9 protein-coding genes are annotated in these 13,424 nt (G+C 65.5%); 1 reads left to right on the forward strand and 8 read right to left on the reverse strand.

Features of this window, described 5'->3' with window-relative positions:
- Positions 1 to 158: 158 nt before the first annotated feature.
- Complete coding sequence (locus HA399_RS02620; RefSeq protein WP_404325960.1) at positions 159 to 824, reverse strand: NAD(P)-binding oxidoreductase; 666 nt, start codon at positions 822 to 824, stop codon at positions 159 to 161.
- A 283-nt stretch (positions 825 to 1,107) separates the two neighbouring features.
- On the opposite strand from HA399_RS02620, the gene HA399_RS02625 reads away from it, so the two are divergent.
- Positions 1,108 to 2,259 carry an oxidoreductase gene (locus HA399_RS02625; protein WP_404325961.1) on the forward strand — a complete coding sequence of 384 codons (1,152 nt, stop codon included), beginning with the start codon at positions 1,108 to 1,110 and terminating at the stop codon, positions 2,257 to 2,259.
- 115 nt (positions 2,260 to 2,374) lie between these two features.
- On the opposite strand, the gene HA399_RS02630 is transcribed toward HA399_RS02625, so the two are convergent.
- From HA399_RS02630 to HA399_RS02660, 7 genes are all read right to left on the reverse strand, one after another.
- The gene (locus HA399_RS02630; protein ID WP_404325962.1) at positions 2,375 to 3,574 is read right to left on the reverse strand and encodes a TIGR01620 family protein; all 1,200 of its coding nucleotides are present in this window, start codon (positions 3,572 to 3,574) and stop codon (positions 2,375 to 2,377) included.
- Positions 3,571 to 5,058, reverse strand: coding sequence for a YcjX family protein (locus HA399_RS02635; RefSeq protein WP_404325964.1), 1,488 nt, complete (start codon positions 5,056 to 5,058; stop codon positions 3,571 to 3,573). Before HA399_RS02635 ends, HA399_RS02630 begins: the two co-directional genes overlap by 4 nt.
- A gap of 151 nt (positions 5,059 to 5,209) precedes the next feature.
- Positions 5,210 to 6,415 carry an MFS transporter gene (locus HA399_RS02640; RefSeq protein WP_404326889.1) on the reverse strand — a complete coding sequence of 402 codons (1,206 nt, stop codon included), beginning with the start codon at positions 6,413 to 6,415 and terminating at the stop codon, positions 5,210 to 5,212.
- 144 nt (positions 6,416 to 6,559) lie between these two features.
- Positions 6,560 to 7,447, reverse strand: coding sequence for a DUF2927 domain-containing protein (locus tag HA399_RS02645; RefSeq protein ID WP_404325965.1), 888 nt, complete (start codon positions 7,445 to 7,447; stop codon positions 6,560 to 6,562).
- A 132-nt stretch (positions 7,448 to 7,579) separates the two neighbouring features.
- Positions 7,580 to 9,172 carry a solute:sodium symporter family transporter gene (locus HA399_RS02650; RefSeq protein ID WP_404325967.1) on the reverse strand — a complete coding sequence of 531 codons (1,593 nt, stop codon included), beginning with the start codon at positions 9,170 to 9,172 and terminating at the stop codon, positions 7,580 to 7,582.
- A 515-nt stretch (positions 9,173 to 9,687) separates the two neighbouring features.
- A complete protein-coding gene (locus HA399_RS02655) occupies positions 9,688 to 11,283 on the reverse strand; it encodes a solute:sodium symporter family transporter (RefSeq protein ID WP_054555382.1) in 1,596 nt (531 codons plus the stop codon).
- Between the two features lie 402 nt (positions 11,284 to 11,685).
- Entirely contained in the window at positions 11,686 to 13,422 is a 1,737-nt protein-coding gene (locus HA399_RS02660; RefSeq protein WP_404325968.1) for an alkaline phosphatase D family protein, read from the reverse strand.
- Between the last annotated feature and the right edge of the window lie 2 nt (positions 13,423 to 13,424).

Raw genomic sequence — 13,424 nt, forward strand, 5'->3', positions numbered from 1 at the left:
TGGCTCACTATACGGACATGGAGCATGGGGGGAAAGCTACCAGATGGCCCAACGCCCGCGCGGGCTGCGCGCAGGCGTGGATGAGCGGCAGGTCAAGTGTGGGCAAGCCTGGCGAAAGCGACCTGCCGGTGCGCTTTGCCACAGGCTCAGGCGCGCACTCAGTCGGCGGTCGGCGTGGCTTTCAGCAGACCCGAAACCGGCGTATCACCATCGAACAGGGTGAAGATGGGCGCCTTGCGATGACGGCCACCGATCTCGCGGGCCTTGATCAAGCCGAGCAGGAACTCGGCGACATTGGCGCGCGAGACCTGCATCTCGTCGGAGTCATCGGCATTCTGGGTCAGCTTGCCGCTGCCGATCTCGTTGGTGAGACGGCCGGGCTTGACGATGACGTGACGCAGGCCACTCTCGGCGAGACACAGGTCAGCGGCCTTCTTGGCCGCGAAGTAGGGGCGCATCGCCGCCGGACCGGCCAGCGGAGTCTCGGAGCGGATCGAGCTGACCTGGATCACGCGCGACAGCCCGAATTCGGCAGCCAGCTCAGCGGTGCGCATCGCACCATGCAGGTCGATGGTCAATGTCTTGTCCGGGCCGGTATTCGGGCCGGAGCCCGCGACGAACACCGCCTGATCGCAGCCATAGAAGGCCTGGCGCATCTCGCCTTCCAGATCGCCCAGAACCGTCGGGATGCTGCGTTCATGGAACCAGCTCTGCTGCTCGGTCGAGCGGATCATCGCGACGACGGGTTCGCCGGCGGCCTGAGCCTTCTCGCAGAGTTGACGACCGATCTTGCCGTTGGCACCGATGATGAGCGTCTTGCGCATGCTGTCTGCTCCTTCGCGAATCAAATGGCGAGGCGGCTGGCGAGTGACCTTCCCACTCACAACCACGCCCCTCCTGGTACAGCAAGGTCTGCGGGCTGAGCCTTGAGACTTCAAGGGGACCGTTCAATCGCGGGCATTACGCGGCGACTCGCTCGCGGGATGAAGTCTGCGATGGACAAGCATTAAAGGCGGCTGTCATCTCTGTCTGTGGCACGGGAGCCTTGCTAGGATGGCGCTGCCAGGCACGACTCCCTCAAGATTGCGCCAACGACAAGGATGCCCGATGAGCCGCATAGCCCACCCCGCCACTGATGATCACAGCGACACCGCCGCATGGCACGGCGCCGCCTTCCCCTCCGAGAGCGCGATCCGGGTCGGGCTGATCGGTTATGGCATGGCGGTGCGCACCTTCCACGCGCCCTTGATCGAGGCCACGGACGGGCTGGCGTTGGTGGCGCTGTCCACCTCGCGGCCCGAGGTCGTCAGGGCCGAGCGCCCGCAGCTGGAGGTGGAGGCCACCCCGGAGGCCTTGCTTGCGCGTGACGACATCGACCTGATCATCATCGCGACGCCCAACGACACCCACGCCCCGCTGGCCTCTGCAGCGCTGGCGGCAGGCAAGCATGTGGTCGTCGACAAGCCCTTCACGGTGACGCTTGAAGAAGGCGAGGCCCTGACCCGCCAGGCCGAGCAGGCCGGACGGGTGCTGGCGGTATTTCACAATCGGCGCTTCGATGCCGACTTCCTGACGCTGGCGGAATTGATCAACGACGGCACGTTGGGGCGCATCGCGCATCTGGAATCCCACTTCGACCGCTTCCGCCCGACGGTGCCGAACCGCTGGCGTGAGCAGGCACTGCCCGGCAGCGGCCTGTGGTATGACCTCGGCCCGCACCTGCTGGATCAGGCGCTGTGCCTGTTCGGCGAACCAGCCGCCATCCAGCTCACGCGTCGCGCCCAGCGCGAAGGCGCGGTGACCGATGATTTCTTCCACGCCGTGCTCGATTACGCCCACCATCCAAGGCACCCCGGTCTGGTGGTGGAGCTGCACGCCAGTGCATTGACGGCGGCGCCGACGGCACGCTTCGCCGTGCACGGCACCCGTGGCAGCTATGTGGTGTTCGGGCTCGACCCTCAGGAGGATTGTCTCAAGGCCGGTGACTGGCCCTCGCGTGACCCGCAGGAGCGCCAGGCGCGCCAGTGGGGGCGGGATGCGCGTCCGGGAATGTTGACCGTGCTGGAGGCCGACCCGGACGGCGCCGAAGGCGAGCAGGTGCTGGTAGGCGGCACCCATCAGGGCCGCGATGGCGACTATCCGGCCTGGTATGCGGGGCTGCGCGACTGCATTCGCGGCCAGGGCGGCAATCCGACCTCGCCTCATGAGGCACTGCGCGTGATGAAGTGGCTGGAGGCCGGCATCGCCAGCGAAGGCTGAAACCATCGAAGGTGAGATGACTCACGAAAGACGCGCGCCCTGAAGGCCCGAATGGCCAGCTATCAGAGGCGCGCGTCTTGTTTTTCAAGGCAGTGGCAGCGGAGGCGCGGCCTGCTCAGGCTGCGTCGTCCTCGCCCTTGTCGGCCTTGCGCATGCGCGAGAACAGCTCCGCGCGCAGCTCACCGATGCGCGGCACCTCCTCGGCATGGAAGGGGATGGGGCGCAGCAGGCGCATGGCTCGCAGGCCGAGACGTGCGTTCATCAGGCCACTGCCCAGCCCCTGACCGGCCTTGGTGGAGAGGCGGCCGGCCAGATTCATCGACAGCAGGTCCATGCTGGCCTCGGCGGCCAGTTCGCTGGCACCGGCGAAGGCCATCGAGGCCAGTACCTCCTTGAACAGCCGCAGGCGGCTGGCATAGCCCAGCTCCAGCCCGTAGAGGCGCGACAGGCGCTCCATCATGCGCAGCCCGCGCCAGGCCACCAGACTCATGTCGACCCAGGTCAGCGGCGAGACCGCTACCATCACCGCTGTCTCGCCACTCATGCGCGAGATGAGACGCCGCGCCTCACGGTCCCGCGGCCCCAGCACGTGGAAGGCGAACAGCTCGCGGCGCTCCGACGGGGAGCGATGCGCTTCACAGGCGGCGCGCCAGGCGCGCACGCCGGCATCATCATCGCCGAGCTTCATCTGACGACGCAGCTGTTCGAGCAGGTCTTCCTGCTGGCTGTCGGCTTTGCCGCCTGCCTTGCCCGAGTCCTCGTCAGGCGTGGACAGCGCATCACCGCGCTGGCCAAAGCTTTTCTGGCCAAAGCTCTCCTGACCAAAGTCATCCTGCTGATGTTCTTCCAGCTCGGCGCGCAGCGCGACGTGCTTGCGCAGGTGACGCAGCCTGAAGAGCTCCTTGCCCAGCGCGCGAGCGCCGAGCCCGATGGCGCCAAGGCCCAGCAGGCCCCAGGCGCCGGCGATCAGATCACCGCCCATGGCCGCCTGATAGAGCGCATGACCGGCTTCGACACCCCCGAGTGTCAGGGTGCCGAGCAGCAGCCATTTGAGGCCGCGATGACGTGGCCGGGCGCTCAGCGTCGCATCGAGTCCCGGCGTGGCGGGTTCCGGCTCGGCCGCCGCCAATGGCTGGCTTTCCATCTCCGGCGAGAAGTGACGCGCACCGCGCAGGGCCTCTGCCGCGCTCTCTGATGCGCTCTCGGTGGGGCGCTCGGCATAGGTGGTCGAGGCGGCATCGGCCTGCGCCGAATCGGCCGAATCGGGGCTCGTGAAGCGTTTGCCCGGGCGCGGATGGCGGGATTCAGTGGTCATTTCAGGTGGTCTCCCAGCAGCCAGTCGAGCACGGCGTCCATGCGAATGTGAGGTGGCGCATTGCCGTCGATCTTCGGCGGCGCGAAGTGGGGGAAGTCGAAGCGGCTTTCGGCCCAGAAATTCGGATCGGGCAGCCGTGAGGGCACCTCGCCCGGGAACAGCAGCACGGACTCGCGGCCAGCGCCTTGCGTGTCCAAGTCGCTCGCCCCTTCGTGCTCGCCGAGGAGTTGTCCCGCCAGCGCCGGATGACGTTGGCCGTTCTCGACCACCTCACGCGCCTCGCTGGCACGGATGGCGGCGATGGTGAAGGCCTTGAGCGGCACATCACGATAGCGCAGGCGCTTGAGCGGGTCCGCCAGCAGCTGTTCGAGCAGGTCGCGCATCGCGCCATGCTGCTCTGGCGTGACGTGGTCGGCCTTGGTGGCGGCGATGGCCAGGCGGTCGATGCGGCGGTCCATCAGGCGCGCCAGCAGATGACGACGGCCATAGGCGAAGCTGTCGAACAGCTTGTCCAGCGCACGGCTCAGGTCGCGGAAAGGCGCCGGGCCGGCATTCAGCGCGCCCAGCACGTCGATCAGCACGATCTGGCGGTCAAAGCGCCGGAAGTGGTCATGATAGAAGGGGCGCACCACGCGGCGGCGATAGTGATCGAAGCGGCGTGCGAGGGTGCGATACAGGCTGGCTTCCGGCAGGGCGGCCAGCGCGTCGGGTGTCCAGTCACCAAGCCCCGGCAGCGGGAAGAACTGCAGCACTGGCGCTTCGTCCAGCTCGCCGGGCAGCAGGAAACGGCCTGGTGTCAGGTCGACGAAGCCACCCTTGCGACGTGCGGCGTGCAGATAGTCGGTATAGAGGCTCGCGATCTCGGCGAGGCGGTCTTCATCCACCTCACTGTCCGGTGTCAGGCCCTCGATGGCTGCCATCCAGTCATGCGCCCAGTCGCCACGCCCGTCGGCCAGCTGGGTCTCGCACTCGCTGCTCCAGCCACTGAAGTCCTGCTCCAGCATCGGCAGGTCCAGCAGCCATTCGCCGGGATAGTCGATCAGGTCCAGCGTCAGGGTGGCGCGCTGGCTGTCGAGCATGCGCGCGGCGCGCGAGGTGGGGCGAAAGCCGATCTTGAGACGCAGCTCGCTGATGCTGCGGGTCGGCGTCGGCCATTCGGGGCCGTGCGGCGAATGCTGGCCGGACAGCGAGCGCAAGCCGGCTTCCAGCGGAAAGCGCGGGATGGAGAGGTCCGGCTGGCTGACGCGTTCCGCGCCGAGCAGGCGACCATCGCGTGCGGCAGGCAGCAGTTCCAGGCGCGCGCCGAGCCCGGCATGGCGCAGCTGCTCGATCAGAGAGACGAGAAAGGCGGTCTTGCCGGCACCGGACAGGCCCGTGACGGCGAGCCGCAGCTGGCGGTCGAGACCGCGCTCCAGCAGGTCATGTGCTTCGCGGCCCACATCGCGGGCAAGCTGGCGGGCGTTGCGGGTCATGGTGTTGAACATCAGGCATTCCCTGTCAGTGGGGGCGAGGCGGCGGCGCGACGTGATGGCTTCCTGGCAGCTGATGATGAGCCGAGTGGGCGGTGGCTCGATGTCGATGAGCTTAATGTCGGTGATGGCCGGCACTTGTCAGCGCGCGCCGCACGGCTCGCCATCATCCCTCTATCTGCGGGCGATCGGCGCGCAAGGCAAGCTGACGCCACGCCAGCAGGGCGACGGGCAGCAGGCAGGCGGGGATCAGCAGCAGGTTGAGCAGCGCCCAGCCCAGCGTACTGACCAGGGGGCCGGCCAGCAGCGCCGTCACCGCCCCGGTGGTGAAGACGAGGAACTCATTGGCGGCCTGGGTGCGGGCCTTCTCGTTGGGACGATGGCAGCGGGGCAGCAACGTGGTGGCGGGCAGGAAGGTGAAGTTCCAGCCGATGCCGAGCAGGATGAGGCCGAGGAAGAACCCCTGGGTTCCCGTCAGGTAGTCGGCGGCCAGCAGCTGTGCGGTGGCAAGGCTTGCCAGCAGAAAGCCGCAGCCGGTCACGATCATGGTGCCCGCCCCGAAGCGGGCGACCAGCCGCCCGGTGAAGAAGGACGGCAGGAACATGGCGACCACGTGCCATTGAATGGTGGTGGCGACATGATCGAAGCCGTGTCCGGCATGGGCCATGGCCAGCGGTGTGGCCGTCATCGCCAGATTCATCACCCCATAGCCGACCATCGCGCTGAGCACGGCCAGCAGGAAGGTCGGTTGACGCAGGATCACGCCCAATGGGCGTGCCGGCGCCACTGCATCATCGTCGGCTAACTGGGCGTTGCCGTCACGGGGCAGGCGGATGAAGGCCAGCAGTAACAGCGCCAGCAGATAGAGCGCCCCTAGTCCGATGAAGCTGCCCAGGAAGGGCGTGTCGGCCAATGCATGACTGGTGCGTGCAAGCCAGGGTCCGAAGAAGGCCGCCAGCACGCCCCCTCCCATCACCAGCCCGATGGCGCGTTCGCGCTGTTCCTCCGGGGCGGCCTCCATCGCGGCGAAGCGATACAGCTGGCCGAAGCCGATACCGATGCCCACCAGCCAGGTGGCAAGCAGGAACAGCCCGAAATGCTGCAGATGCAGCGCCATCACGGCCAGCCCCGCACCAGCCAGCCCGCACAGATTGCCGAGCACGAAGCCGCGCCGCCGCCCGAGACGGGCGGTGATCAACGAGGCAGGAATGGTGGCGCACATCAGGCCCAGCCACTGGGTGGCGACCGGCGCGGTCGACCAGCTGCTCGAGGCCAGCTGGGCACCGATCAGCGGCGAGACCGCGATCAGCAGGATGTTGCCGCTGACCAGCAAGGCCTGACACAGCGACAGCAGCGTGACGGCCAAGGGCAGGCGTGCCCGGTCGGCAGCGGGAGAAGATAGTGGCATGAAGGCGCAGCTCCGTCGGATGTCGGCGCCCGGCGCGCCTGACCTGATTATGCCTGTGCTCCGCTCAGGCGTTCCAACTCCGTGTTCAGGATTGCGCTCTCGGTGAGCCTAGTCTCCCGCCCATTCCCGCAGGCTGCCCTGGCGCACGCGGCGGATGGCGTGTGACAGCTCGCCCTGCTCGGCAAGGCGCTGGATGACCGCGGGCAGCGCAGCGCGGACTTGCGCGGCTGACATGCCGGGGGAAAGTTCCGGGGCATACAGCATCTTGAGCAGCACGTAATCCAGCGGGCTCAGCCAGGTATCCACCGTGACGTCACTGAAGATGGAGGGGAAAACTTTATCCGAATCATTGGGCAGCCCCATCAACTGGGCGCTCTCCTCGACGACGCAGTCCACCAGACGCGCCTTCTGGCGGGCATAGTCCGCGGGGATCAGGATCAGGCCGCTGGTGATGGCGTGATCCGGCCCGGTCTTGAACAGCGTCAGGCACACGCCTTCACGCAGTGCCTTGCGCATGCCCGGGGTGGCGGCCTGCTGCTTGCCGACGTAGGCGGTGGCCTCGCGCGTCATGTGGCCCCGGGCGATGAAGGCGATGCGCAGGTTGGCCTCTCCGGCGGAGGACACGAAACTCAGCGGCTGGCCGGTGATGGCGGCCAGATGACGAAACTGGACCTCGCTCATCTGGCGCTGCATGCGCGAATTGCCCAGCTGTGAATCGACCCGCACCTTGATGGGCGCCTGCCAGCGCACCAGCGAGGCGCTGCTGCCGGGTTGGTATTCACGCTTGAGTGCCACTTCCATGAAGCTGTCCGTCAACACATCGGCCCGCTGCCAGCGCTCGGCGGCCTGGCTCGGGCTGGCAGTGGCCAGACTGGAAAGCAGCAGGGCGATGCCCAGCACCTTGAGCGCCCAAGGCGCCCTGAGCGAGGAAAAGAAAGGAGCCCTCAGCGAAGAGGAGAGCAGCCCCGTGAGCTGGCGATGGGATAAGCAGGGCATGGGCGACCTCTTCAGGGAACATGCAGTCCAGCATGCCTGAAATGCACACGCCCCGCGTGTCCGAGAGGGCAACGCGGGGCGTGATACTCATTTGATGACGATTCGTCGTTTTGAAGCGGCGGCTTTCAGGCGTCAGATGAAGGCCAGATAGATGGCGATCACCAGCACGACCAACAGCAGCGCGCAGACCTTGGCGCCTTTCCAGGGCGTCATGTCGATGGCGCCGACATCCTGCTGGATCCACGGCTCGTCACGCGGCGCCAGCTTGCCGATGATCAGCATCATCGCGATCAGCAGCACGAACACCAGACCGACGAAGTGGAACTCGTGGATCACGTCGAGCACGCCGGAGAAGGCCGGCACGAAGTAGACCACCCCGATCACGCTGCAACCGATCAGCAGTGCCAGGTTGGCGGCGATGGTCGGCACGCGACGCGTCAGCAGCCCCATCAGCACCACGGCGAAGATCGGGATGAAGTAGATGGCATTCATCTTCTGCAGGTAGCCGAACAGACTTTCCTGACCGGCCAGCAGCGGCGCGAGGGTCATGGAGGAGATCGCCAGCACCCAGCCGAAGCCCTTGGAGACCTTGACCACTTCCTCGTCGCTGGCCTCACGACGCAGATGCGCCTTGTAGATGCCGGTGGAGAACAGCGTGGTGGTGGCGTTCAGCGCCGAGTTGAAGGACGACAGGATCGCGCCGACCATCGCCGCGGCGAAGAAACCGGTCAGCGGCGCGGGCAGCACATCGAAGACCAGCTGGCCGTAGGCGCTGTCGGCCTTGACGCCGGAAGAGGCATAGAGGTGATAGGCGATGATGCCGGGAATCACCAGATACAGCGGGCCCAGCAGCTTGAGGGCACCGGTCAGCAGTACGCCTTTCTGGCCCTCGGCGAGGGTCTTGGCGGCGAAGGTGCGCTGGATGATCTGCTGGTTGGTACACCAGTAGAAGAAGTTGATGATCATCACACCGGTGAACAGGGTCGAGAAGGGCACCGACTGGTCTTCACCGCCCATGGAGTTGAATTTCTCCGGATTGGCGGCGGTCAGCGTGTCCCAGCCGGCCATCACGCCCTGGCCATCACTCACCGCATCGAGGCCGAAATAGACGATCAGCATGCCGCCGATCAACAGGCCCACGCCGTTCAGGGTGTCGGAGATGGCGATGGAGCGCATGCCGCCGAACAGGGCATAGATGGCACCGATGATGCCGACCACCCAGATGGTCATCCACAGCAGCGCATTGGGCGAGCTGATGCCGGTCAGCGACGGCAGATCCAGCATGCCCTGCAGGCCGATGGCACCGGAGTAGAGGATGATCGGCAGCAGGATCACCGCGTAGGCGAACAGGAAGATCAGGTTGGTGATCAGCTCGGTGCTGCGGCCATAGCGCAGGGCCAGCAGCTCGGGCAGGGTGGTGATGCCGCTCTTGAGGAAGCGTGGCAGGAAGAACATCGCCATCACCACCATGGCCAGTACCGCCATGACTTCCCAGGCCATCACCGACAGGCCATCGGTGAAGGCGGCGCCATTCAGGCCGACCATCTGTTCGGTGGACAGATTGGTCATCAACAGGGAACCCGCGATCAGCGGGAAGGTCAGGCTGCGTCCGGCGAGGAAATAACCGGTGGAATGCGAGGTGTCATCGCGGTGTGTCCACCACCAGGTCAAGGCAGCGACCAGGCCGGTAAAGAACACGAAAGAAACAAGTGTCAGGGCATGCATGGGGGAGGATTCCTTTAGGCGTGCGGCGGCGAATCATGAGGCGGTGGGCAGGTGACCCGGGTGGCGATTCGACGCCGATCCAGCCGTGGCGATGCAATGCACACAGCAAGCTGTGTCATCGTCCGTGAAGAGACTCACCGGTAACATTCACGGCAAGACTGGCGCTAGTGTAGGTATCTCCCGATTTCTCGCTATCCGCCATTTGTAGAACATACGTAGGTTTCGGGGTGTGCTTGTCGTCGATTGAGCGTTGAGAATGAACAGGCGGTCATTGCTTCTCAGTCTCTGGTATCAGGTCTTGATCGCAGTGTCGTAAAAAGACGCATGTCGCGGCTTTCACCACGCATTGCGGGTCATCTTTGATGCTCAATCAGAGACGCCAGCGCCCCGCCATCGGTGAAGATGACGGGGCGCTGGCGTGCTCATGTCGTGCGCTCATGTCATACGCTCATGTCGTGAGGTCATGGCGATGACGATGACATGTGGCGTGCGAACGCGCTGGGCGAATGGGGCGATCAGCCGGCGAAGGCCAGATAGATCGCCATCACCAGTACCAGCAGAATGATGCTGGCGATACGCGTGCCGGCCCAGGGGGTCATGTCGATGGCACCGACGTCCTGCTGGATCCAGGGTTCGGCACGCGGTGACAGCTTGCCGATCACCAGCATCATGGCGATCAACAGCACCAGCACGATGGCGATGAAGTGGAAGTTGTGCACCCGATCGACCAGCTCGGAAAGCGTCGGCACGAAGTAGAACAGGCCGATGACCGCGCAGCCGAGCACCAGCGCCAGGTTGGCGGCGATGGCCGGCACGCGCTTGGACATCAGTCCCACCACGATCACCGCCAGCAGCGGGATGTAGTAGATGGAGTTCACCTTCTGCACGTAGACGAACAAGCTTTCCTGGGTCGCCAGCAGCGGCGCGATGGCCATCGCGGCGGCGGCCATGATCCAGCCGGCCCACTTGGAGGCCTTGACCACCTCTTCATCGCTGGCCTGCGGCTTGAGGCGTGCCTTGTAGACATCGAGGCTGAACAGGGTGGCGGTGGAGTTGAGCGCCGAGTTGAAGGACGACAGGATCGCGCCGACCATCGCCGCGGCGAAGAAGCCGGTCAGCGGCGCAGGCAGCACATCGAAGACCAGCCGGCCATAGGCGGCGTCGGCCTTGATGCCGTCACCGGCGTAGAGCTGGAAGGCGATGATGCCCGGCAGCACCAGATACAGCGGCCCCAGTAGCTTGAGGGCACCGGTCAGCAGCACGCCCTTCTGGCCCTCGGCGAGGGTCTTGGCGGCGAAGGTGCGCTGAATGATCTGCTGGTTGGTACACCAGTAGAACATGTTGAGCAGCAGCACCCCGGTGAACAGGGTCGAGACCGGTACTGACTGGTCATCCCCGCCCAGCGAATTGAGCTTCTCCGGGTGGGTCTCCTTGAGCGTCTCCCAGCCGGCGAGAATGCCATTGCCGTCGCCGACACGGTCCAGCCCGTAGTAGACGATGATCATGCCGCCGATCAGCAGGCCGATGCCGTTCAGGGTGTCGGAAATGGCGATGGAGCGCAGGCCACCGAAGAGGGCATAGATGGCGCCGGCGATGCCGACGGCGATCACGGTGCCGGTCAGCAGCACCATCTGCGAGTCGATGCCGGTCAGGGCGCGCAGGTCGAGCACGCCCATCAGGCCGAGGGCGCCGGAGTAGAGAATGCTGGGCAGCAGGATGATGGCGTAGGCCAGCATGAAGATCAGGTTGGCCAGCAGCTGGGTGGTGCGATCGAAGCGCAGTGCCAGCAGTTCCGGCAGGGTGGTGATGCCGCTCTTGAGGAAGCGTGGCAGGAAGAACATGGCCATCGCGACCAGCGAGACCACGGCCACCACTTCCCAGGCCATCACGGAAAGGCCGTCGGTGAAGGCGGCGCCGTTGAGGCCCACCATCTGCTCGGTGGACAGATTGGTCATCAGCAGGGAGCCTGCGATGATCGGGAAGGTCAGACTGCGTCCGGCGAGGAAATAGCCGGTGGAATGTTGATGGTCGTCACGACGGGTCAGCCACCAGGTGATCACGGCGACCAGCCCCGTGAAGAACACGAAGGAGCTCAGGGTGAGGGCGTTCATGGCATTATCCTTGTTGAACAACAGGGCTCGGAGGCCTGCTTGCTCAGCTGCCCATCGTCTGCAGAACATGCCTCACCGTTGGCGCGCGGTACCACGAGACATGCTGTCAGCGACCGACATCTAGCGTGCCGATCAGTGTCAAAGAAATGCCTGACCCTCACCATTGACAATTTGTCTGACATTTTTCTGCAATTGTCTGATTCGTGCAGACATAGCCCGCCAGCGGCTGTCGAGCTGTCGCCATGACCAGAACGCCCCGCCTCTTGCGTGTCGATTGACAGCAGGAGGCGGGGCGTTGTCGTTGTCAGAAGTCGGTATCGGAAGTCGGTGTCAGAAGCCGATAGTCAGCAGCGAGTGCCACATGCCGACATCAGAAGCGAGTGCCAGAAACAGACATCGCTGTCAGGCGCTGGCGTCGGCGGGGGTCAGCACCTGCTGGTAAAGCGAGGCACCGTGGATGTCCTTCAGCGTCACGGTCAGCGCTTCGCTCTCGGGGTCGAGATCCACCTGGCCGAAGAACTGGAAACCCTCGCTGGGCGACATGTTGGCCCGCCCCTCGGGCGGTGCCTTCACGAATTCGAGTCTCGGCCCGAAGGTGTTGTCCAGCTCACCGGGACCGAAGGTGCCGGCGTGGATCGGGCCGCTGACGAATTCCCAGAACGGCGTGAAGTCCTTGAAGACGGCGCGCTCGGGCGAGTAGTGATGTGCGGCGGTGTAATGCACATCGGCGGTCAGCCAGACCAGATTCTGGATGTCGTGATCGCGCACGAACTTGAGCAGTTCGGCAATCTCCTGCTCGCGTCCCAGCGCCTCGCCATCGCCGTTGGCGCCGTTCTCGAAATTGTCGCCGTCACGCACCAGCAGCCCGATCGGCATGTCGGAGGCGATGACCTTCCAGGTAGCCGTGCTGGCCTTGAGTGACTGCTTGAGCCATGCCAGCTGATCGCGCCCCAGGAAGTCGGTCTGTGGACCACGTCCCGTCTGGCGGTTGGCGGAATTGGCACCGCGGAAGCTGCGCATGTCGAGCATGAACATCTCGAGCCCCGGCCCGAAGCTGAAGTTGCGGTGGATGCGCTCCGGCGCGGCTGGGCCGGTGCGCAGCGGCATGTTCTCGAGGAAGGCGCGACGCGCATTGGCGGACAGCACGTCGAGATTCTTCTCGGTGTAGCGATCATCCTCGAGAATCTCGCCCGGGTACCAGTTGTTGGTGGTCTCGTGGTCGTCCCACTGGGCGAACATCGGCACTTCGGCATTGAAGCGACGCAGGTTCTCGTCCATCAGGTTGTAGGCGTACTGGCCACGATACTCGTCCAGCGTTTCTGCCACCTTGGACTTGGCGGGCGTGACGATATTGCGCCACAGGCTGCCGTCGTGCTGGGTGACGCTCTCCTCGAGCGGGCCATCGGCGTAGATGGTATCGCCGGAATGCAGGAAGAAGTCCGGCTTGACCTGACGCATGGTCTCGTAGAGGCGCAGGCCACCGAAGTCCGGGTTGATGCCCCAGCCCTGGCCGACGGTGTCACCGGACCACACGAAGCGCAGCGCACGCGGTGTCTGGGCGCTCGGCGGCAATACCAGGCGACCGGCAGTGGCCTCGCTGATGGCGCGGTGATCATCCAGCGCCGCGTAGCGCACCCGGTAGAAGACCTCGCCGCTGGCGTTGGCGCGAGTGCCGATGCGGGTCAGGTCGAGCTTGCTGGTCAGGCCGTCCGCCGGCAGGGCCACCGGGCCACGCATCTGGAAGGCGCCGCGCATCTCGGGATTGTCGGCCAGTTCGATCAGCATGCGTGCCGGCTTGTCGCTCTGGCTCCACAGCATGGCGCGGCTGGCGGTCACGTCGCCGCTCATCACGCCGGAGGGCATGCGCGGGCGCCGTCCTTCGGCCATCACGATCGCGGGAGCGCCGAGCAGGCCCGTGGTCGCCAGCAGCCCGACCCCGGCACCTTGCAGGCCACGCCCCAGCAGCTGGCGGCGGTCCATTCGTGACGGGGCGCCGGCGGGGGTGACTGGCGCAGCGCCATTGTCGGCTGGTGCAGTGCTTGGCGAGACGGGGGAGGTGTGGGAGGTGGGGGAAACGTGAGCGGCGTGGGACTTGCGAGAGGAGCGCAAAGGCAGCAGATCAGACAGACGGCGGGACATGA

The organism is Cobetia sp. UIB-001, from assembly GCF_044789135.1.
Taxonomy (GTDB): domain Bacteria; phylum Pseudomonadota; class Gammaproteobacteria; order Pseudomonadales; family Halomonadaceae; genus Cobetia; species Cobetia amphilecti.

Excerpts from the sequence above, each read along its gene's own strand:
- HA399_RS02620 (WP_404325960.1), bottom strand. The coding sequence starts at position 824 with ATGCGCAAGACGCTCATCATCGGTGCCAACGGCAAGATCGGTCGTCAA.
- HA399_RS02625 (WP_404325961.1), top strand. The coding sequence starts at position 1,108 with ATGAGCCGCATAGCCCACCCCGCCACTGATGATCACAGCGACACCGCC.
- HA399_RS02630 (WP_404325962.1), bottom strand. The coding sequence starts at position 3,574 with ATGACCACTGAATCCCGCCATCCGCGCCCGGGCAAACGCTTCACGAGC.
- HA399_RS02635 (WP_404325964.1), bottom strand. The coding sequence starts at position 5,058 with ATGTTCAACACCATGACCCGCAACGCCCGCCAGCTTGCCCGCGATGTG.
- HA399_RS02645 (WP_404325965.1), bottom strand. The coding sequence starts at position 7,447 with ATGCCCTGCTTATCCCATCGCCAGCTCACGGGGCTGCTCTCCTCTTCG.
- HA399_RS02650 (WP_404325967.1), bottom strand. The coding sequence starts at position 9,172 with ATGCATGCCCTGACACTTGTTTCTTTCGTGTTCTTTACCGGCCTGGTC.
- HA399_RS02655 (WP_054555382.1), bottom strand. The coding sequence starts at position 11,283 with ATGAACGCCCTCACCCTGAGCTCCTTCGTGTTCTTCACGGGGCTGGTC.
- HA399_RS02660 (WP_404325968.1), bottom strand. The coding sequence starts at position 13,422 with ATGTCCCGCCGTCTGTCTGATCTGCTGCCTTTGCGCTCCTCTCGCAAG.